Here is a 20,512-nt window from a genome sequence, read left to right on the forward strand (position 1 = left end):
CGGCTCCCGGCTCCCGGCTCCCGGCTCCCGGCTCCCGGCTCCCGGCTCCCGGCTCCCGGCTCCCGGCTCCCGGCTCCCGGCTCCCGGCTCCCGGCTCCCGGCTTGGCCAACCTCTTAGTATATCCCACACCGTGCGACAAAACGGTCAAGCGACCTTTCAGGCGATGCAGTTGACCACCAAAGCTGGCGGAAATCGCAAGGTCCACGGGGGTGAGCAGGGCCTGCGCCCAGGGCATGACAGGCAGGTTCAATTCGGCGAAAAGCTTTCGGATTCCGCCTTGGAATACGGATGATTCCGTCGAGGTGATGAGCAGTTGTACCCGGAGGTCGTCGTGGAACAGCGGCAGTACGTCCAGCAGACGTCCGGCGGAGGCGACGTTGTGCACCACGAGAAGGACACGGCGACGTGTTGCCCGGCTGACCCAACGATCGGAGCCTTCCCCGACCGGCACGCGTATCACCGGGGGATCGGATGGCCCCATCTGTCACCTCCTGTTGGCTGCACAGCGCCCGCCGCCCTTTCCCGATCACCCTAAAGCGTGTTGCAGAAGGCTGTGATCGGGTAGGTCGGTGCCGGGCTCTGGCGGTCTTTTCCCGCGCGAGCGTGGTCCAGTCGGCACCGAGCCCCACTCGGGCAACGGTCGTCGGTGCTGCGCTTGCCGACCAGATGGCCGACCGTGCGGCACGGGTCGTTGGCGCCCCCCGCGGGGATCTTCGGTATAGGACAGCAACTGACCTAGATGGTCTCTAGCTTGGTCCCATCCCGCGGAACAGGACCAAGAAAGGCGGACACCATGACCTCCCTCGAGCTGACCACCAGCACGGCCCACGCGTCAGTGGCCACCGGCGAGTGCGCGGACTTGCTGGCGATGCTGGCCAAGCACCGGCACATGCTGCGCTTCACCGCCCGCGACCTCACCGACGAGCAGGCGGGGCTGCGGACCACCGCCAGTGAGCTGTGCGTGGGTGGCCTGATCAAGCACGTCACCGCGGTTGAGCGGATCTGGGTCGCCTTCATCCTGGACGGACCGACCGTGATGGGCGACTTCACCACCATGACCGAGGCCGACTGGGCTCGCCGGGCCGACGATTTCCGCATGTTGCCCGACGAGACGCTGGCGGGTGTGCTGGACAACTACGCTGAGGTGGCCCGCCGGACCGACGACGTGGTCGCCGGCCTGTCCGATCTGGATGCCACCCAGCCGCTGCCGAAGGCGCCGTGGTTCGAGTCTGAAGACCGGTGGTCGGCCCGCCGGGTGCTGATGCACATCATTTCCGAGACCGCCCAGCACTCCGGCCACGCAGACATCATCCGCGAGTGCCTGGACGGCGCCAAGAGCATGGGTTGACCAGCGGCGCGGTCCGGCCGCCCGGGACCGGCGCGTCGGCACCAAGTCCCCTGGAATCCAACGGGGTTGGGGAGGGAGCCGAGCCTTGAGGTGTGGCACCCGTGACGGGAATCGAACCCGCGCTCCGAGCTTGGGAACCAGGGCGCTTTCGCGCGCTACGGACGCCCCTGACCTGCGCAAACAGTGTGCTGAGCGGGCTGTACGCGGCCGCTTGAGTGTCTCGTGCCGTCAGTTCTGGGCGCCGCACAGTGTGCTCGTGGGAAACACGCCGACGCGGTGAACAAGTGGGAGGGGGTCGACGAGCGGGCGCGCAGCGTGCGGCCGCCCGGGAGGAACACGTCGCACGTCGGCAGGCGACTCGCCGGCGCTCGCGGAACTCCAGGCGTGCGAGTTTTCGGTCGTGCGGGTCCAGGGGTCGGCGAAGGCAGCCGTCACAGTCCGGCTCACCGTGCCTCCCGCCCAACCGAAACCGCGCGCACGCTGCCGGCCGCCGACGTCTCCGAGAGGTCGTCCGCCTGCTCAAGCTCGTAGGCGCGGTCTCCGTTCAACTGGTCGGTGGCCGCGATGAGATGACCATCGGGGCCGTGGACGTACGTACGCGGGGAGCGCTCTGCGCCCTGGCGTAGGGCGCTCTTTCCACGCAGCGGGCTGTGCGGTACGTCTGAGTGTCGGGGCAGGCGTGACTCGGTGTCTTGCCTGCCCCTGATCTGTGCAGACAGGAACGGAACTTCGAGAAATTCTGCGGGGCAGTAGGGGACGCCCGATCACTTCAACTCGACGGCGAGGCCCACTGCTTACCGTTGAGAGTGCGAACATTGTCCCGTCATCGGTATTCGCGCTACTGCCGCTCCGCGGAATGTTCACGGAATCTGATCGATGTCGTGCATCTTGCAGCCTGTCGTCCATGAATGATCGTGCCCCACGCCCATGCCCCGATTGGGTCAGACACCGAAGCGTGATGAAGGGACGTGGCGTAGCCTATTCTTCGGCGCTGGAAAACATACATGCACATCACGGAAAGGCAGGAAAGGAGAGATTTTCTTGGAAAGGGTCCCGCCTCTGTATGGAGCGACTCGCGCACTGTTCGGCCTTTATGGAGCGACGTTCTGCCCTCTCGTCGTTGAGGGTGCCCACCATCTCCCCTCCGCTGGGCCGGCCATCTTGGCCCCCAACCACCTTGCGGCCACTGACGGATTCTTTCTGATGGCCGCAGCCCAACGACGGCTGTTTTTTCTGGCCAAGCAAGAAAGCTTCGCCTCTACCAGTCTCGCCGGCCGCATCCGCGGCAACTATCTCAAGCGGATCGGGTGTCTTCCTACCGAGCGTGGCGGCGGACCCGATGCAATTCGAAGCATTCTGCGAAGGGCGTCCCGTGTCCTGGCCGGCAAAAGAGTCCTAGTGATCTTTCCTGAGGGGACGTTCTCCTTGGACGGAAACGTGCACCGCGGCCGCTCGGGTGCCGCGCATTTGGCCCTGACCTCCCAGGTTCCGCTCATTCCTGTCGGCATCACGAGTTCCTGCCGCCACCGAGATGTCGGCGTGCACCGGTGCCCTCGCAGTATTCGCATTCGGTTCGGGCCTGCCGTTGATGCGTCATCCTTTTCGAGCGGGAATGCTGTACGGCCTGCTGCCCTCGAACTTCGTGCTCTCACCCGGCATCTCATGGTCAGCATCGCCGACCTCTCCGGTCAGACCTACGTCGACACCTTCGCTCCCACCGCCAGCATCCCTGCCCCTCCCCCTGCCGCGGTGGATCGGCCAACGTGCTGACTGCGTTGGCGCGGTGGGCAGTGCGCCATCGCAGGCTCGTTCTCTCCGCGGCGGCCGTGGTCACTGTCGTGTGCGCCGTTCTGGGAAGCGATGTCTCCCAGCGCCTGCTGCCCGGCGGATGGTTGGTACAGGGCTCCCCGTCACAGCGAGCGGCGGCGCTGGTACGTGAAGACCACAACGGCGGAACACCCGATCTCGTCCTGCTGGCACGGACGAGTGGGACACCCAATGCTCCGGCCGCTCGCGATGCCGGCCTGCGGCTGGTTCAGCTACTGCGCAGCGATTCAGGTGTCCGCAGTGTCGAGGCGTACTGGACGACGGTTCCCCCCACTCCGGCGGACCCGTCGCACGTGGCCAATACCCCGGACCGCGCTGCCCCCGGCGTGGCCAACGCGCACCCCATGCTCTCGACGGACGGCCGCTCGGCGCTCGTCTCCGTGCGTCTGGCCGGAGGGCCGCAGCAATTCCGTGCGGTTCTGGACCGGCTCCTGCCGCAGGTGACCGGCCGGCACGGTGCGCTGGAGGTGAAGGCCAGCGGCTCTGCGGTCACTGCGAAGGCTCTGCAGCATTACGGGGAGAACGATCTCGCCCGCACCGAAATGCTGGCTGCGCCAATTGTCCTGCTGCTGCTCCTGCTGTGCTTCGGCAGCCTGCCGGCCGCTTGCCTGCCGCTGGCGATCGGCGCCTTGGCCGTTCTCGGCTCACAGGCTGTGCTGCGTGCGCTCAGCGCGCTCACCGATGTATCGATCTTCGCCCTCAACGTGACCACCGCGGTCGGGCTGGCCCTCGCCGTGGACTACAGCTTGTTCATGGTCGCCCGCTACCGGGAGGAGACAGCGTCCGGCAGGGCGACCCACGATGCGATCCTTGAGACCACGCGGACAGCCGGACGCACAGTGGCGGTCTCTGCCGCCGCGATGGTCTCAGCGATGCTGGGGCTGCTCGTCTTCCCCATGTTCCTGACACGCTCACTGGCCTTGGCGGGCATCAGCGTCGTGCTCCTGACCGCCGGAGCCGTCCTGCTGGTGGTTCCGGCGGCCCTCGCCTGCTGGGGCGACCGTCTCTTCCGCGGCGACCTCTTCGCGCGATGGCGCCGGCCGGCCCATCGGCCACGTACTCGCTGGTACCGCCTGGCCCGCCAGGTCATCCGGCGACCGGTCCGGGTCACGGTGGCCGTCACCGGGCTTCTGCTGGTTCTCGCCATGCCGTTCCACGACGTGAGATTCAGCTTCAGCGACGACCGTGCGCTGCCCTCGAACACCCCGCAGGCCGAAGCGGCGCACATGCTGCGTACCGGGTTCCCGCAGTCTCACAATCAGGTCGACGTGCTGCTTCCGCATTGGTCGGCAAGCAGTGGTAAAGGTCGTGCCACGGAACTGCGCGCCTACGTAAGGCGCCTGTCCAGCGTTGAGGGGGTCAGCAACATCCGCACCTCGCCGGTCGCGTACACGCCCAGCGCCGTGCCGCCTGCAGCCTGCGCTCCCGCCACCCGGCCGGTGAACCCGTCCACATCCGCCGGATGTGCCCCGGCGCCGGCTCGCTACGGCGATGCGCCGTCGTCGACCCTGCTGACCGTGACCTGCAGCTGTGACCCCTTCACTCCACAGGGACTCGGCTTCCCCGAACGGCTCCGAGCGGTCCACGGCCCCGTACCACCCCTCTTCGCCGGACAGACCCCCGAATTCCTGGACGCCCGCAGCGCCCTGGCCCAACGGCTTCCCCTCGCCTTGGCCTTGATCGCCGCGGGAATGTTCGTTCTGCTGCTGATCTCCACCCGCAGCCTTTTCCTCCCGTGCAAGGCCCTGTTGGTCAACCTGCTCAGCCTTACCGGCAGTTTCGGCACGATGGTCTTCGTCTTTCAGCAAGGCCACGGCCGTTGGCTCGTCGGCGACTTCGCCGTCACCGGTTCCATCGATCTCATCATTCCGCTCGTGGTGTTCTGCCTTGCCTTCGGCCTGTCCATGGACTACGAGGTCTTGCTGCTGTCGCGCATCTGCGAGGCGTACCGCCGAACCAACAGCACGGCAGAGGCCACCGCAAAGGGGTTGCAGTCCGCCGCCCCACTCTTCACCGCGTCTGCCGCAGTGATGACAGCTGTCCTCGTAGCCATGGCCACCTCAAATGTCACCGGCGTAAAAATGCTCGCCGTCACCATTGAGGTATCCATCCTTTTGGACACCGTATTGATCCGAACACTCCTCGTCCCGGCGGTCATGCGTCTCGCCGGCGCGGCCAACTGGTGGCTTCCTCGATGCCTCACCACGAACAAACCCCTCCTGGCCCGTTGACCAGGCCCCGGAGAGCCCGTACCGGGCAGGCGACGGTGACGCCGTCTCTGCCCCCGTCCGCCTCGGAGACAGGGACACCGCAGACGTCACATCGGCCACGAAGGCGCCGGACGGTGCCGGAACCGGAGGAGGCGTACGCAACCGAGACGCCCCAGCAGATGCGCCGCAGGCAGCTGTGTGACGCCGGATCCGAGTCGCCGGCAAAGAGCCGGCGGAGCGTCGACCGCGGCTTCCACCGAGGTGCCGCGGGTTCTGTCGAAGAACACGAGGAGGGACAAGCCGGGCCCAGCCCATGGGTGCGTTGCTGAGGACCCCGCACCGGAGAGTCGGAGAGCTGCGTACCGTCCGCGTGAACTGCCTCTTCTGATGGGCACATTCACACGCCCGGACCTGACGCTGACGGAGGTCGCGGAAGATGCGTCTCGATATCCGGGACGCCCACGCCTTGGGTGGCGCGCGCAGGCCGTCGACAGTCCGCTTGTCGTGGGAGTTTCCGAGAGATGGGGCACATGGAGGGCGCGCCCGAGCCGGAGAGTAGGCGGCGGGCCCGGGCGGGAGCCGGCCGGGGGGGGCGGCCGCGGCCCGGGCCGCCTCGTCGGCTCCGGCGGCTCGGGCGGCGGCACGGAGGTTCAGGGAAGGAGAACGACCTTGCCCCTGTTGCGCCGGGCCTCGATGTCCCGGTGGGCGGTGGCGGCCTGGTCGAGCGGATAGGTGCACCACACGGGGACGTCGAGTTCGCCGGCCGCGGCCAGCTGCACCAGCTGCGGCAGGGAGTCTTCGGCCTGGTCGGCGCTGCCCGCGCCGCCGGCGCTGAAGCGGACACCGTGCTCGGCGGCGGACATATCGGCGATGGTGATCACGCGTCCGCTGTCGCCGGTCAGGGCGACGGAGCCGGCGAGGACGCCGGCGCCGGAGGCGTCGAGAGCGAAGTCGACTCCCTCCGGGGCCGCGGCCTTCACCCGCTCCGCCCAGCCGTCGCCATAACGGACCGCGGTGGCGCCCAGTGCGGTGAGGCGCTCGACGTCGTGCTCGCCGACGGTCCCGACGACGGTGATGCCGCGGGCGACGGCCAGTTGCACCGCGATGGTGCCCACACTGCCCGCGGCGCCGTGGACGAGCAGGGTCTGCCCGGCCTGCGCACCGAGCTGCCGCAGGACCCGGGACGCGGTCTCGCCGACTGTGACCAGCGAGGCGGCGACCTCCCACGGCAGGGCCCGGGGCCTGGCCACCGGCCGCTCCAGCAGGGCGTACTCGGCGTAGCTGCCGCCGATGACGGCACCGAGGACCTCGTCCCCCACGGCCGCATCGGCTCCCTCGCCGACGGCATCGACGACACCGGCCGCGTCCAGACCGGGGACCACGGGGAAGCGTGCCGGGGCGGCCTTCGCCATCAGACCGGACCGGATCTTGAGGTCGAGGGGGTTCACGGAGGCGGCCCGCACCCGGATCCGGACCTGGCCCGGCGCGGGCTCCGGCGGGGTGACCTCCGACGGCCGCAGCACTTCGGGCGCGCCGTACTCGGAGAAGGTGATTGCTTTGGACATCGAAACTCCCAGGAAGGGGCGAGTGGAGAGGGGCCGCACGCGCTGTGACGCACCGCGCGGCTGCCTCAGTGCGGTCGCCGCTCAGGCGGTGAGGGTGGGGTAGTCGGTGTAGCCGCGGTGGTCGCCGCCGTAGAAGGTGGCCTTGTCGGGGTCGTTGAACGGACCGCCGGAGGCGAGGCGCCGGGGCAGGTCGGGGTTGGCCAGGAACAGCGACCCGTAGGCCACCATGTCCGCGCTCCCGTCCTCGATCAGACCCAGCGCGTCGAGGCCGGTGGCGTCGGGATAGGTGAAGGGGTTGAGGACGAACGTGCCGGGCCAGCTCTTGCGCAGCCGCGGGGTCAGGTCGCGGTTCGGCCCTTCCATCAGGTGCAGGTAGGCGAGGTCCAGGCCGGCGAGCCGGTCCAGCAGGGCGAGGTAGATCTCGTCCGGGGTGTCCTCGGAGATGTCGTTGAACCGGTTCCCGGGCGAGATCCGCAGGCCCACCCGGTCGCCGCCGATCGCCTCGGCCACGGCGGTGACGACCTCGACGGCGAAACGGATCCGGCCCTCGGTGGTGCCGCCCCACTCGTCGGTGCGGAGGTTGGTGTGGGGCGCGAGGAACTGGTGGATCAGGTAGCCGTTGGCGCCGTGCAGCTCCACGCCGTCGAACCCGGCCTCGACCGCGTTGCTGGCGGCGTCGGCGAAGTCGGCGATGGTCTGCCGGATCTCCGCCTCGCTCAGCTCCTTCGGCGTCACGAACTCCTTCGGCCCCTCGTGGGTGTAGACCTGCCCCTCGGCGGTCACCGCCGACGGCCCCACCGGCACCAGCCCGTCGGGCAGCAGGCTCGGGTGCCCGATCCGGCCGGTGTGCATCAGCTGCGCGAAGACCGCACCGCCCTCACGGTGCACGGCGTCGGTCACCGTCCGCCATGCCCGCACCTGCCCGGCCGAGTGCAGGCCGGGGGTGTCGGGGTAGCCCTGGCCGACCGTCGAGGGCTGGATGCCCTCCGTGACGATCAGCCCGGCGGCGGCCCGCTGCGCGTAGTACGTCGCCATCAGCTCGGTCGGCTCGGCGCCGGGACCGTTGGCGCGGCTGCGGGTCATCGGCGCCATCACGAGGCGGTTCGCCAGGCGCTTGCCGCCCAGGGTGATCGGATCGAAAGCGGTGGTCATGGGTCTCTTCCTTCGGGTGAGTAGTGCTCCGTGGCCGGGCGCTCATGAGCCCGCACCAGCAGATGCCTGCCTGAACAAGTAAATCACCTGCTCGAACAGGTAACCGTCCCGAATCCATTCCCGCTGTCCCGTGTGAAGCACGTAACACGTCGCTACCTGCCCGTATATGCCCTGGTGGTGGGGTGGGTGTCGTCAGGTGCCGCCAGTCGCCGCCGGGTGTCGCGTCGGAAGGTAGGCTTATGCTGCCTAAGCAGGAAAGTGAGGTTCCGATGACGCAGTCCACACCGGAAACGGGGAAGGGCCCCGCAGAGGCGGGGCAGGAGGTCACCGTTCCGGTACCGGCCGCGGCCGGCGGCGGGCCGGTCAGTCACGCGATCTTCCGCCTGGCCCGCCTGCACCGCATGTTCGCTGGGCAACTACTGCGCCGGATCGGCCTGCATCCGGGCCAGGAGCTGGTGATGATGCACCTGTGGGAGCTCGGCGCCCAGAGGCAGGCCGACCTGGTGCGGCTGATGGACTCCGACGCCGCCACCATGACCCGCACCGTCCGGCGCCTGGAGCAGGCCGGCTTCGTCCGTCGCCGCCCCTCGCCCACCGACAAGCGCGCCTCACTCATCGAACCCACGGCGGCCAGCCATGCCCTGCGCCGCGAGGTCGAGCAGGTCTGGAACCACCTGGAGGAGCTCTCCACGGCGGGCCTCTCCGCCGACGAGCGAACCGCGGCCCTGCACACCCTCGAACGCCTGGAACAGAACCTCGTCCAGGCTGCCGCCGATCCCGACGGAGCGTGCGGGGGGAATTAGCACCTCGACGGATGCAGTGGCAGCAAAAGGGCTGTGGGTAAAGGGTCCACAGCCGCGGCCGGACGCTCGTCGTCCGCTCCCAGTTCGACAAGGGCGGCCCGATGGGCCCCGGGACGCCGCAGGCGTTCACGGTGGCCGAGGCGGACGGCATCTGAACCGTCGTCCCGACGAGGAACGTCATGATCTGCGGCAGGAAAGGGGTGCGCGCCTCCTGGCCCGCGCTCGCATCCACACCACCGCGCTTCTGCGCGAGTTCATAGCCGCGAGGAGGCTTGTGGGTGCCAACTGCGCCCGCTGGTGGGCGCGTTATGGCACGTGCATGGCGCGCGACCCACGAGTGGACCGGAGAACAGATAAGCCCCAGGTCGCTGACCTGGGGCTTTCATATGGAGCGGGTGACGGGCATCGAACCCGCGCTCTGAGCTTGGGAATCAATGGGGCGTGCACGCGCCATTGCGGGCCTGACCTGCATAAACGAGGACTGTGGCCCGGCGTGCCGCGCCGCGAGGCGCCCCGACGGCTGTGTGGTGTGGTGTGGTTCGGCCAGGCACGGCCGGTGCTCGGCCGCACCGGCGGAGCCTGGGCGGTGGCTGAGGGGGGCGACGCATTTCGGGTCGGATACGGGCGAGCGTCGATGCTGAATATCTCATGCCGCAACTGTAGAAATGGCCACTGGCGCGGTAAGGGTTTTTTACCCTCTCGAAACCGTCTGGATCATGTGCCGCGTATGTCCGCCAGTACCGTGCTACCGTCGATCTCAGTTGCAGTTGTGGTTCCCAAGACTTCAAGCGTGCTCGCCGTCGTACACGGCGGAGCGCTTTCGTATTTCCGGTGTTTATTTCCGGACGGGCAATCAACGCAGCGACACGGAGCCTGCATGGTGCGGGCTCCGGGCACTGCCCCGAAGGAGATATGACATGGCTACTGGCACCGTGAAGTGGTTCAACGCGGAAAAGGGTTTCGGCTTCATCGAGCAGGACGGTGGCGGCGCCGACGTCTTCGCCCACTACTCGAACATCGCCGCCCAGGGCTTCCGCGAGCTGCAGGAGGGCCAGAAGGTGAACTTCGACGTCACGCAGGGCCAGAAGGGCCCGCAGGCCGAGAACATCGTTCCCGCCTGACGCTGACGCGTACACCGTAGCTGGGGCCCGCACCTTGGGTGCGGGCCCCAGCTCGTTGCTTTTCGGTGTTTCCCGTGTGCCCCACAACGGCCGCACACGCGGCGTGCGGGCAGCCAGTTCGACTTCCCGACCGCTATGACACGGCGGGCAATCCGCCCGGATTCATGATTCGGCAACTGTTTCGCTCTTCTTTTGCGACGTTGCCGTTCCCGCTTCGGCGTGCAGGGGCGAAATATTTCCGCCCCGCTTCGTTTCATCTCAATTCATCGGTTCGTTCTTGCGATTCTTTGTGTGCGGCTCATCGCTGCCGGGAATTCCTCGACGTACCGCATCGAGGAAGGTTCTCCATGAACCGCACAGCTCGCACGAATGACCGCTACTCCCGCTCTGCCGGCTCGTCCGGCTCAGGCCGCGGCGGCTACCGCTCCGGTGGGCCGAACCGCTCGGGCACGGGCCGTTCCGGAGGCCCTGGACGGCGTCCCGCGACCCTGCAGGGAGAGTTCGCCCTGCCCGTCACCCACACTCCCGCCCTGCCCCCGGCCGAGACTTTCGCCGCGCTGGACATGCCGCCGGCACTGCTGGCGGCCCTCGGCGCGGAAGGCGTGTCCGCCCCGTTCCCCATTCAGGCCGCCACGCTGCCGAACTCGCTGGCCGGACGCGATGTTCTCGGCCGCGGACGCACCGGATCGGGCAAGACGCTGGCATTCGGTCTGGCCCTGCTGGCCCGCACCGCCGGACAGCGCGCCGAGCCCCGCCAGCCGCTGGCCCTGGCCCTGGTCCCCACCCGGGAGCTGGCCCAGCAGGTCACCGACGCACTCACCCCCTACGCCCGATCGCTGAAGCTGCGGATGGCCACCGTCGTCGGCGGGATGTCGATCGGCCGCCAGTCCAGCGCACTGCGCGGCGGCGTCGAAGTGGTCGTCGCCACGCCCGGACGGCTCAAGGACCTCATCGAGCGCGGCGACTGCCGCCTCAACCAGGTCGCCATCACCGTGCTGGACGAGGCTGACCAGATGGCCGACATGGGCTTCATGCCTCAGGTCACCGCCCTGCTCGACCAGGTCCGGCCCGAGGGGCAGCGCATGCTTTTCTCGGCCACCCTGGACCGCAACGTCGACCTCCTGGTCCGCCGCTACCTCACCGACCCGGTGGTCCACTCCGTCGATCCCTCGGCGGGTGCCGTGACCACGATGGAGCACCACGTGCTGCACGTCCACGGTGCCGACAAGCACGCCACCACCACTGAGATCGCGGCCCGCGAAGGTCGGTCGATCATGTTCCTGGACACCAAGCATGCGGTCGACAACCTCACCAAACACCTGCTGAACAGCGGCGTGCGCGCCGCGGCACTGCACGGTGGCAAGTCCCAGCCCCAACGCACACGCACCCTGGCCCAGTTCAAGACCGGCCATGTCACCGTCCTGGTGGCCACCAACGTCGCCGCCCGCGGCATCCACGTCGACAACCTCGACCTCGTCGTCAACGTCGACCCGCCGAGCGATCACAAGGACTACCTGCACCGCGGGGGACGCACCGCTCGCGCCGGCGAGTCCGGCAGCGTCGTCACCCTCGTCCTGCCCAACCAGCGCCGCACCATGAATCGCCTGATGGCGGACGCCGGCATCACCCCGCAGTCCACCCAGGTCCGCTCCGGCGAGGCCGAACTGAGCCGCATCACCGGCGCCCAGGCACCCTCCGGTATCCCGGTCACCATCGCCGCACCAGTCGTCGAACGCGCCAAGCGCAGCGGCTCCTCCACGCGCGGCCGCCGCAGCCGCCCCGCCCAGGCCCGCCGTGCCGCCGGGGCAGCCCGAACCGCGACACCGGCTGCACGGCAGACCACCTCGGCCCGGGCCGCCTAGACGTTTCTTTCGGATCACCTCGCTGACCAGATGAAGATGGCAGCGAGGTGAAGTCCGGCGAGGTGGATGGTGGCGGTTTTGTCGTAGCGAGTGGCCAGGCAGTGCCATTGCCCGTTGATACCTCTCCGCCCGGGCCGGTGATCCGTTTCCGGCTTCTCTTCGACCTTGTAGAGGCACTATGCGCGTTGTCATCGCCCGCTTCCCCTTCGACCTGCTCAAGACCGAGGTGCAGGATGCGATGAAGGGCATCAGACCCGAACCCGTCATGGGTGAGTCAGTGCTCATCGGCCGCCGCCATTACCCCGTCAAACAGGTCGGGGAGATCATCACCGGGCAGGACCGTCGTGACTTCTCCACCGGCGAAGTGACCCGAGCTCTGAGCCGTCTCGGCTTCGTGTGCCGCCCGGCTGCCGCGCTCGTGCCGCTGACCGGTCTCACCCCACTGGAGACGGCGTCGGCCTTGCTGGGGCACCCGGCCCGGGCCTGACCGTGGCTGTCTGGTTGTCAGCGAGGCCCGACAGTCCGAAGGAGGACGGAAGCTGTGTCCCGCGACGCCGCCGAATCCGCAAGTGTGCCCCTCGCCCCGGTGAGGGGGGAACGTGCTCCAGCCGGCCAACCCCGCGGAGCACACCGTGACAGTGTCGGGGAGGGCTCTCACCCGGCTGCCGCTCCGGCGGAGGGGGCGGCCGGCCTGGTGGCGCCGATCAAGCCGAGGTTGCGTGGCTGGCTCCATGCCGGCATGGTTCCCGCCGCGCTGATCGCAGGCGTTGCGCTCATCTGCCTGGCTCGCACCCCGCAGGCGGCCTTGGCCTGCGCTGTGTACTCGGTTACGGCTTTGCTGCTGTTCGGGACGAGCGCCATCTACCACCGCGGCACCTGGGGGTCGCTCGGTGAGGCCGTTCTGCGTCGTCTCGACCACGCCAATATTTTCCTCATCATCGCCGGCACCTGCACCCCCCTGGCCGTGCTCTTCCTCCCTTCGGACCAGCGGCCCGTCCTGCTGTGGGTCGTGTGGACGGGGGCGCTGGTCGGCATCGCCTTCCGCGTCCTGTGGGTCGCAGCTCCCCGCTGGCTGTACACCCCCTGCTACCTGGCCCTGGGCTGGGCACCGGTGCGCTACCTGCCCGACTTCCTGCACACCGGCGGAGCGGCCGTACTCACCCTGATCGTGACCGGCGGTCTCCTCTACAGCGTGGGCGCGGTGGTCTACGCCCTCCAGCGCCCCGATCCCTCACCTCGCTGGTTCGGCTTCCACGAGGTCTTCCACGCCCTGACGGTGGCAGGCTTCACCGCGCACTACATCGCCCTCGCCCTCGCCGTCTGCTGACCACGGCGGTGTCCTGGCGCGTGGGCTCGTCCGTCCCACGTCCCGATGGCCCGCCCGGCTCCCGGTGAATCAGAGTCGCGGACCTTCGGAGGCCGCCGCGAGAGGGGACACCTCGACCGCGGTGCTCAGCCCCGTTGGCGCCAGGCCGACGGCGAAGAGCTCCGGCGACGATATCGACGGAGCTCGTCCGCGTGGCTGTTGTGGGACGGGCTGTGACGCCGGCGTGTCCGACGCCGAGTGGCCGACTGAACGTCCCCGGGGCGCTGCGGCCGTGCGCGGGCGCGGAAGCGGAGTCTCAGACGTCGGCCTTGGGCCGGGGCCCGGAGGGTGAAGTGCGCAGTTCTTCGTTGATGCGCTGAGCCTCGTCGAGCTGGTCTTGGAGGATGACGATGCGGCAGGCGGCGTCGACGGGGGTTCCCTGGTCGACGAGTTCGCGGGCGCGTGCGGCGATACGCAGCTGGTAGCGGGAGTAGCGGCGGTGGCCGCCCTCGGAACGCAACGGCGTGATCAGCTTGGCCTCACCGAGGGCCCGCAGGAAGGCGGGGGTGGTGCCGAGCATCTCGGCGGCTCGACCCATGGTGTAGGCGGGGTAGTCCTCGTCGTTGAGACGGTCGTGAGAGATTTCTGCGGTCATTTGCACCTCTGATGGGGGAATGCGTCGTGGGGCCCTGGTGCCGAACACGCACCAGGGCCCCGAGGGATCGAACACCATCTGCCGACTTACTGCGGTGCCGGCTTTCTGTTTCCGCACCGTCGCCCGGGAGAGGGCGGGAAGTGCGGGGATCGCGGATGCGTGACCGGGGACCACCTTCCAATCCGGGGCCTGCGGTACCCGAGCGGCTCACTTCCTCGCCCGGGCGATCCTGATGGCGTCTGCCTCCTTCTCTTCCTTCTGTCAGCCTGCTTGCTACTGCGGATCCTGCGATTCCGCTCGCGACCCCGGGGGCCGCCCGACCCGGCAGCCAGTCGCGGGGCCCACATGCGTACCTCTCGGCCCCGCGACTCCACTGCCGTGCCTCTTCTGACACTGCACGCGCGGCAGTTCGACCTCTGCCGCGCCCTTCGATCTCTTGGCTACGAGGAAAAGCCTAAACCCCGAGGGCGCACATGTCTACCGCCGCCATGACAGATTTTCTGTGAAGGTGAGGGTCGGGCTTCTGTCATCCACACCTGATGGAAACTGCACCAGGAAGCGCGCTGTCCGGGGTGTGGGAACCGAAGGGGCGGGCACATTGCCTGCCACGGCAAAAAGGCGCAACAGATCACAGGTGGGGTGTACGCGCATGAACGGTATGAAGATCACCAGCGCCCCTCATCCCGTACCGACCGTGGTGCGGGGCGAAAGCCCGGACAGCATCCACCGGGCCCGCGAGGCGACCCGCGCATTCACTGGCAACCTCACTCCAGCACCGGGCCCCGAGCGCGCGGACACCTTCCTCCTGGTGGTTTCCGAACTTGCCACCAACGCACTGCGCCACGGCGGTGGCCGGTACACCCTCGAGCTCTTTGCCGGCCCGGACACGCTGACCGCCGCGGTCAGCGACCTCAGCTCAGCGGCCCCCCGCGAACGCACACCTGATCTCAACGGCGGCAGCGGTGGCTTCGGCTGGCACATGATCCGCCACCTCACCAGCCACCTGACCCTCACCCCCGCCCCCGGAACCGGCAAAACCATCCATGCCCAACTCCCCGGCAGCGGGGCCTCGCTGGCGTCTGATGGTCTTCCTGGCTGCGTACGGTCCCATGTGGCCGGAGGGGCAGGCCGCGTTGCGCCTCGTGCGGGCCGCCCGCAACAAGCCCGCTCAGAAGTCTTCTGGTGCGGATCTGGTGCGGGACGCCTGAACCGGTCCAGACAACGAACAAGGCCCAGGTCGCCGACCTGGGCCTCAACTATGGAGCGGGTGACGGGAATCGAACCCGCGCTCTGAGCTTGGGAAGCTCATGTTCTACCATTAAACTACACCCGCGTGAGCCGCTCCGGAATGCAGAGCGAAGCATCGTCGCACACTCTACCCCATCGCAGCCCGTCGGCGCGTTTGGCGTTTCCGGGGTGCGGGGTGAGGGTGGAACGGCCCGCCGAGGGGGTGGCCGGAGGGGGTCCGGCCGGTCGTGTCGGGGGTGTCCGGCGGGGTGGGATGCGGCTGCGGGGTCCGGGAGTTGGGGCGTACGGTTGAGGGGCGGAGTGCCGCATGTGATCGCGCCCAGTTCATCCCCTAATGTGGCTTTTGTTGTCCACGCAGTTGGGAGAGGGACTTGATGGAGCCGACCGTCGTACGTTGTGCCGAGGGCCACGTGTTCAGCACCGCTTCGTTCCCCATGCAGACGACCGACCGGCTTGGTCCCGGACGGTTGCTGCGCTGCCCGCGCTGCGCTCGGCTGCGGCAGTCGGTGCCCGTGGAGTACGCGAAGAGGTAGCGGACCGGGCCGGCGCAGCGGAGGCAGGAACGGGAGATGAGCAGTGAGGGCCCGACCCCTGGGGGGTCGGGCCCTCGTCGTGCGGTGGGGGTGGTGCGGGCGCGTATCCTCGTCTGCGTGCTTCTCTCAGACAAGGACATCCGGGCCGAGATCGACGCTGGTCGGGTGCGTATCGACCCCTATGAAGAGTCGATGGTGCAGCCGTCCAGTATCGACGTGCGCCTTGATCGTTATTTCCGGGTGTTCGAGAACCACCGGTACCCGCACATCGACCCCGCCGTCGAGCAGACCGACCTGACCCGGGAGGTCGTTCCGGAGGGGGACGAGGCGTTCATCCTGCACCCGGGTGAGTTCGTGCTCGCCTCGACGTACGAGGTCATCAGCCTGCCGGACGATCTCGCGTCGCGGCTGGAGGGCAAGTCCAGCCTCGGGCGGCTGGGACTGCTGACCCATTCGACCGCCGGTTTCATCGACCCGGGGTTCAGTGGTCATGTGACCCTCGAGCTGAGCAATGTCGCCACGCTGCCGATCAAGCTGTGGCCGGGCATGAAGATCGGTCAGCTGTGCATGTTCCGGCTGACCTCGCCGACCGAGCACCCGTACGGCAGCGAGCGGTACGGCTCCCGCTACCAGGGGCAGCGCGGGCCGACGGCGTCGCGGTCGTTCATGAACTTTCACCGTACGCAGGTCTGACCGGCGTACGACGAGCGAAGGTCCGACGAGGGTTTGAGAGAGATACGTGAGTGAAGTGCGGGAGAACCTGACGTACGAGCGGTTCGGCGGGGCCATCAGGGAGCTGGCGCAGACGATCGCGGACGACGGGTACGAGCCCGATGTCGTGCTCTCCATCGCGCGCGGCGGGGTCTTCGTCGCGGGCGGCCTCGCGTACGCGCTGGACTGCAAGAACATCCACCTGGTGAATGTGGAGTTCTACACCGGGGTGGGGACCACCCTGGAGATGCCGGTGATGCTCGCGCCGGTCCCGAACGCGATCGACTTCTCGGACAAGAAGGTGCTGATCGCCGACGACGTCGCGGACACCGGGAAGACGCTCAAGCTGGTGCACGACTTCTGCCAGGGGACGGTGGCGGAGGTCCGCAGCGCGGTGATCTATGAGAAGGCGCATTCGCTGGTGAAGTGCGAGTACGTGTGGAAGCGCACGGATGAGTGGATCAACTTCCCGTGGAGTGTCCTGCCTCCGGTGGTGCGGCGCGAGAATCAGGTGCTCGACGCCTGAGGGGACGTCTGGGGCGACGCCTGAGGGGATGGCTGAGGGGATGTCTGAGGTGACGCCTTGGGCGACCGCGCCTCGCCGCGTGACCATGGCGTGCCCGCTGCGTCGTCGGGTCGGGGTGTGGGGCGAGTCCGTGGCGTACGTGGAGGCTCAGAACAGCCAGGCCAGGTAGGCGGAGACGGCTGTTCCGGCGAGGGACGTGAGCGCCAGGCGCTTGGTGAGCCAGGCGAGCCGGGTGCCGCGTACCGCTGCGGCGAGGTCCTGACCCGCGCCCCTTCGCGGCAGGACGCCGCTCGCCGTCACGGGGAGCGCCGCCGAGCCGATCAGCAGGCCCAGGAAGGCGAAGGCGATGTGGCCCCAGGCCGAGCCCATGCCGGCGACGACGTAGCCGCTGCCGCCCTTGCGGACCTGGAGCGTGTCGCCGGGGCCGGCCTCCCGGGTGTCCACTCGGGCGCGCGGCTCACTCGCCGGGCCGGCACCGCCGTCGGCCTCGGCCGGGTGGAAGGTGCCGTAGCAGTGGCGCAGGCCCCCGCGGCCGCCACTGCCGCTGTGGCAGTCGCTGACGATCAGCTTGCCGGCGGTGCCCAGGAGTCCGCCGGCGACGGCGGCCTGGGAGGTGGATATGCCGCAGACGGCGAGGGCCGCCAGCAGGCCGATGACGCCGGCGGCGCGGCCTCCGATGGTGGGCCGCAGGTCACTCGTGGTGGGCATGGACAGACCCTATGGCAGAGCCACCCGCCTCGGGCCGTGACTGCCCCTGACGCCCGGGGGTCGCCTGGGGCACAGCCGGACGACTGCCCCGACTACCCCCTCTCGTAAGGGAGTTGGCCGCTCGCGCGGCCGCCGCTGTGGTGCTTGCGCGGCTTTCGGCCAATCCCGTTCCGGGTGTTCCGCCGGTGACTACCTCCGAGTAGAAACCGGCGGTAACAGCAGACCGGAGGGGAGCCCCAATGGTGCGTGCGGGATGGACGAGAGCGTCGAGAAGGGCGAGACGGCCGCGCCGGCGAGCCGGCTGGGCGGCCGTCGGTGCGGTGGCCCTGTTGGTGAGCGGCGCCGGCGCGGCCGGCGCGGCCACCGCCGGTGAGGGGGGCCGCCCGGCGGCCGTGGCCGGCAAGCCGTTGCCGCCCGAGTTGGAGAAGATTCGGGCCGCGGAGGCCACCAAGCTGTACGGGGACCCGGCGGAGCGGCCGCTCGGGCAGCGCAAGACCTCGTTGATCTCGCTGGGGGACAGCGAGATCTCGGGGGAGGGCGTCGGGACGTACGAGCCGGGCACCGACGGGCCCGACAACTGGTGTCACCGGTCACCGGACGCGGCGATCCACCGGACCGGCATCGCGGCGGATGTGACCTACAACGTCGCCTGCTCGGGGGCGTACAGCCAGAACATCCGGATCGGCGGCAGCAAGCAGTACGCGGACGAGCTGGTGCAGAGCGACAGCCTCGCGGTCAAGGCCCGCAACACGCGGCTGAAGATGGTGCTCCTGGTCGCCGGGGCCAACGACGACCTGCAGTTCGGGCCGGTGATGACGGACTGCGTCGAGCGGTGGTTCCTGCTCCAGGGAACGTGCGAGCCGAAGTACCGGCCGGGGTGGCAGGCGCGGGTCGACGGGCTGGTGCCGAAGGTCGAGCAGACGGTGAACGATCTGCGGACCGTCATGCGGGACGCGGGCTACGCGGACGACGACTACAAGCTCGTGATGATGTCCTACCCGAGCCCGATCGGACCGGACGTGGAGGACAACCCGCAGTACCCCGGGAAGCTGCCGGGCGGCTGCACCGGATACACGTCCGACGCCGGGTGGGGGCGCAACGCCGCAGTACCCGGCTTCGAGGGGGGTATCAGGAAGGCCGCGCACGACACCGGGGCGACCTATCTCGACGCCTCCCGGCTCTTCCACGGCCACGAGGTGTGCATGGAGGACACCTGGGCCCGCGGGCTGTACGTCGACCTCACCAACCCCTTCCCGCCGGACGCGAATTCGGTGCGGCAGTCCTTCCACCCGAACGTGCGCGGGCACGCCGCCTTCGCCTCGTGCCTGACGCAGCTGTACGCGGCCCCGGGGCTGCGGGAGGCGTCCTGTGCGGATCCGGCGAGCACCGGGCGGCCGATGCTGTACGCCGGGGCCTGGGACGACGCGTACCGGCCGCTGAAGAACGCCGCCACGGGCAGCTGCGTGGACGCCACCGGGGGGTCCAGTCGTAACGGGACGGCCGTCGCCGGCTGGGACTGCAACGGGCAGCGCAACCAGAGCTGGTGGTACGACCCGACGGCCGGCCGGCGGTCGGTGCACGTGGGACTGACGCAGGACCGCTGCCTGGACGTGCCCGGCGGGCGGTACGAACCGGGGGCCGGTCTGGTCCTGTGGAACTGCTCGGGCGCGGCCCACCAGCAGTTCGTACGGGACGACGCCGGGGCCGTCCGGCCGGCCGGGGCGCCGTCGCTGTGCCTGACGCTGGGCGGCGCCAAGGAGCCGTTGCGGCTGCAGGGATGTGATGGGTCGGCGGCGCAGCGGTTCGCCTAGGGGGTGTCCGCCCTTCCGCCCCGGTCACGTCGCCGAAGGGCCTGTCACGGATGTCCGTAGCAGGCCCTTCGGTGGAGGTACGGCCGGAAGAGGGGCGGGCGAACCGCCGTTACAGCGTGCCGAGTTTGACCAGCGCCAGCAGCGCGACCAGCTGGATGGCGGAGGCGCCGAGCGCCTTGGGCCAGGGGAGGTCGTGCGACTTGCCGACCATGGAGGTGAGGAGGTAGCCGGTCCCCAGCCAGGTGAGCCAGCCCAGGACCTGGACGAGGGGACTGTCGCCGCCGAGGAACATGGCGAAGAGCAGTCGGGGGGCGTCCGAGATCGTCATGATCAGCATGGTCAGGCCGATGGTCGGCGCCCAGGCGCCGTCGCCGCCGAGCTGCCGCGCCATGGTGTGCGTCACCGTGCCCAGGATCAGGCTGCCGATGACGAACATCACGGCGGTGAACCCCACCCAGGGGAGGTTGTTGGCGAGCGTGGTGTTGAGCACGTCCTCGCGGGCCTTGTCGAAGCCGAAGACCGCGAGCAGGCCGTAGAGGAAGGTGACGGTCAGTGCCGGTGCCCAGACCGTGTGGTCGCGCATCTGCCAGAACGTGGGCGTGGGGCGCAGCACGATGCCGGGCAGCAGCTGCTTCCAGTGCAGCCGGGGGCCGGCCGGCGGCGCCGTGGTCTGGCCGGCGCGGTAGGTGCCGCCGTCGTCGTAACGGTCGTCGGGGCTCCGACCCGCGCCGTGGTCGTACTGGCCCGAGGGGGCGCCGTACGCGTCCGGAGCCTCGCCGATGCTGAACTGGCGGGTGTGACCGGCGCTGTTGTCGTTGGAGTACGGCGCCTGCTGCGGCTGTTGGGGCGCGTAGCCGCCGTCGCCGAAGTACTCGGGCTCGTCGTGCCCGCCCTGCGGCGTGCCGCCATAGCCCTGCGGGGGCTGCGGCGGCTGCCACTGCCCCTGCGGGGGCCGCTGTCCGTACGGTCCTTGCTGTCCGTACGGGGTCTGCTGCCCCTGGTGAGCCTGCTGTCCGTCCTGTGCGGTGCGGGGATCTTGTCCGCGCCCCATCCTGAATCCAGCCACATCTTCGAAAGTACCTGGTCCGTACGGATTCGGTGGCCATGCCCGGAGAGCGGGCGGGG

The 20,512-nt window shown here is 69.1% G+C and carries 16 protein-coding genes, 1 tRNA gene and 1 pseudogene; 12 read left to right on the top strand and 6 right to left on the bottom strand.

The window, feature by feature from the left end; translation table 11 throughout:
• Window positions 1-794: 794 nt before the first annotated feature.
• The 3 genes from ACGFML_RS26735 to ACGFML_RS26745 all read left to right on the top strand — a co-directional run bounded on the left by ACGFML_RS26735 (window position 795) and on the right by ACGFML_RS26745 (window position 5,407).
• Window positions 795-1,349 (top strand): DinB family protein, encoded by a 555-nt coding sequence (locus tag ACGFML_RS26735; RefSeq protein WP_393547809.1) that lies wholly within the window; start codon window positions 795-797, stop codon window positions 1,347-1,349.
• A gap of 927 nt (window positions 1,350-2,276) precedes the next feature.
• Window positions 2,277-3,119: a lysophospholipid acyltransferase family protein gene (locus tag ACGFML_RS26740; RefSeq protein WP_393547811.1), complete on the top strand. Its 843-nt coding sequence runs from the start codon at window positions 2,277-2,279 to the stop codon at window positions 3,117-3,119.
• Complete coding sequence (locus ACGFML_RS26745; RefSeq protein WP_393547813.1) at window positions 3,113-5,407, top strand: MMPL family transporter; 2,295 nt, start codon at window positions 3,113-3,115, stop codon at window positions 5,405-5,407. Before ACGFML_RS26740 ends, ACGFML_RS26745 begins: the two co-directional genes overlap by 7 nt.
• A gap of 629 nt (window positions 5,408-6,036) precedes the next feature.
• Here the strand turns inward: ACGFML_RS26745 and ACGFML_RS26750 are convergent.
• A complete protein-coding gene (locus tag ACGFML_RS26750; RefSeq protein ID WP_393547815.1) occupies window positions 6,037-6,951 on the bottom strand; it encodes an NADP-dependent oxidoreductase in 915 nt (304 codons plus the stop codon).
• Window positions 6,952-7,032: 81 nt separating this feature from the next.
• Window positions 7,033-8,103 (bottom strand): alkene reductase, encoded by a 1,071-nt coding sequence (locus ACGFML_RS26755; protein WP_393547817.1) that lies wholly within the window; start codon window positions 8,101-8,103, stop codon window positions 7,033-7,035.
• A gap of 269 nt (window positions 8,104-8,372) precedes the next feature.
• On the opposite strand from ACGFML_RS26755, the gene ACGFML_RS26760 reads away from it, so the two are divergent.
• The 5 genes from ACGFML_RS26760 (at window position 8,373) to ACGFML_RS26780 (ending at window position 13,216) form a co-directional block, all read left to right on the top strand.
• Complete coding sequence (locus tag ACGFML_RS26760) at window positions 8,373-8,906, top strand: MarR family winged helix-turn-helix transcriptional regulator (RefSeq protein ID WP_393547819.1); 534 nt, start codon at window positions 8,373-8,375, stop codon at window positions 8,904-8,906.
• Between the two features lie 917 nt (window positions 8,907-9,823).
• A complete protein-coding gene (locus ACGFML_RS26765) occupies window positions 9,824-10,027 on the top strand; it encodes a cold-shock protein (RefSeq protein WP_069775160.1) in 204 nt (67 codons plus the stop codon).
• Window positions 10,028-10,374: 347 nt separating this feature from the next.
• Window positions 10,375-11,889, top strand: coding sequence for a DEAD/DEAH box helicase (locus ACGFML_RS26770; RefSeq protein ID WP_327703717.1), 1,515 nt, complete (start codon window positions 10,375-10,377; stop codon window positions 11,887-11,889).
• Between the two features lie 178 nt (window positions 11,890-12,067).
• The gene (locus ACGFML_RS26775) at window positions 12,068-12,376 is read left to right on the top strand and encodes an SCO5918 family protein (protein WP_393547822.1); all 309 of its coding nucleotides are present in this window, start codon (window positions 12,068-12,070) and stop codon (window positions 12,374-12,376) included.
• A gap of 54 nt (window positions 12,377-12,430) precedes the next feature.
• On the top strand, window positions 12,431-13,216 hold the full coding sequence (locus ACGFML_RS26780) for a hemolysin III family protein (RefSeq protein ID WP_393547823.1): 786 nt from the start codon (window positions 12,431-12,433) through the stop codon (window positions 13,214-13,216).
• Window positions 13,217-13,511: 295 nt separating this feature from the next.
• Here the strand turns inward: ACGFML_RS26780 and ACGFML_RS26785 are convergent, their stop codons facing one another.
• Complete coding sequence (locus ACGFML_RS26785; RefSeq protein ID WP_393547825.1) at window positions 13,512-13,850, bottom strand: MerR family transcriptional regulator; 339 nt, start codon at window positions 13,848-13,850, stop codon at window positions 13,512-13,514.
• 658 nt (window positions 13,851-14,508) lie between these two features.
• Between ACGFML_RS26785 and ACGFML_RS26790 the strand changes: the two are divergent.
• Window positions 14,509-14,880: pseudogene (locus ACGFML_RS26790) on the top strand (ATP-binding protein); the annotation flags it as partial.
• Between the two features lie 229 nt (window positions 14,881-15,109).
• Here the strand turns inward: ACGFML_RS26790 and ACGFML_RS26795 are convergent.
• Window positions 15,110-15,183 (bottom strand) — tRNA-Gly (locus ACGFML_RS26795).
• A gap of 565 nt (window positions 15,184-15,748) precedes the next feature.
• Here ACGFML_RS26795 and dcd point away from each other — a divergent pair.
• Window positions 15,749-16,324 carry a dCTP deaminase gene (gene dcd, locus ACGFML_RS26800; RefSeq protein ID WP_393547827.1) on the top strand — a complete coding sequence of 192 codons (576 nt, stop codon included), beginning with the start codon at window positions 15,749-15,751 and terminating at the stop codon, window positions 16,322-16,324.
• 46 nt (window positions 16,325-16,370) lie between these two features.
• Window positions 16,371-16,868, top strand: coding sequence for a phosphoribosyltransferase (locus ACGFML_RS26805; RefSeq protein WP_393547829.1), 498 nt, complete (start codon window positions 16,371-16,373; stop codon window positions 16,866-16,868).
• 147 nt (window positions 16,869-17,015) lie between these two features.
• Here the strand turns inward: ACGFML_RS26805 and ACGFML_RS26810 are convergent, their stop codons facing one another.
• A complete protein-coding gene (locus tag ACGFML_RS26810; protein ID WP_393547831.1) occupies window positions 17,016-17,576 on the bottom strand; it encodes a hypothetical protein in 561 nt (186 codons plus the stop codon).
• Between the two features lie 239 nt (window positions 17,577-17,815).
• On the opposite strand from ACGFML_RS26810, the gene ACGFML_RS26815 reads away from it, so the two are divergent.
• Window positions 17,816-19,387: a ricin-type beta-trefoil lectin domain protein gene (locus ACGFML_RS26815; RefSeq protein WP_393547833.1), complete on the top strand. Its 1,572-nt coding sequence runs from the start codon at window positions 17,816-17,818 to the stop codon at window positions 19,385-19,387.
• Between the two features lie 109 nt (window positions 19,388-19,496).
• Here ACGFML_RS26815 and ACGFML_RS26820 read toward each other — a convergent pair whose 3' ends face one another.
• Window positions 19,497-20,438 (bottom strand): Yip1 family protein, encoded by a 942-nt coding sequence (locus ACGFML_RS26820; protein ID WP_393547835.1) that lies wholly within the window; start codon window positions 20,436-20,438, stop codon window positions 19,497-19,499.
• Window positions 20,439-20,512: the final 74 nt, after the last annotated feature.

Source organism: Streptomyces sp. NPDC048650 (assembly GCF_043199095.1).
In the GTDB taxonomy this organism is placed as follows: domain Bacteria; phylum Actinomycetota; class Actinomycetes; order Streptomycetales; family Streptomycetaceae; genus Streptomyces.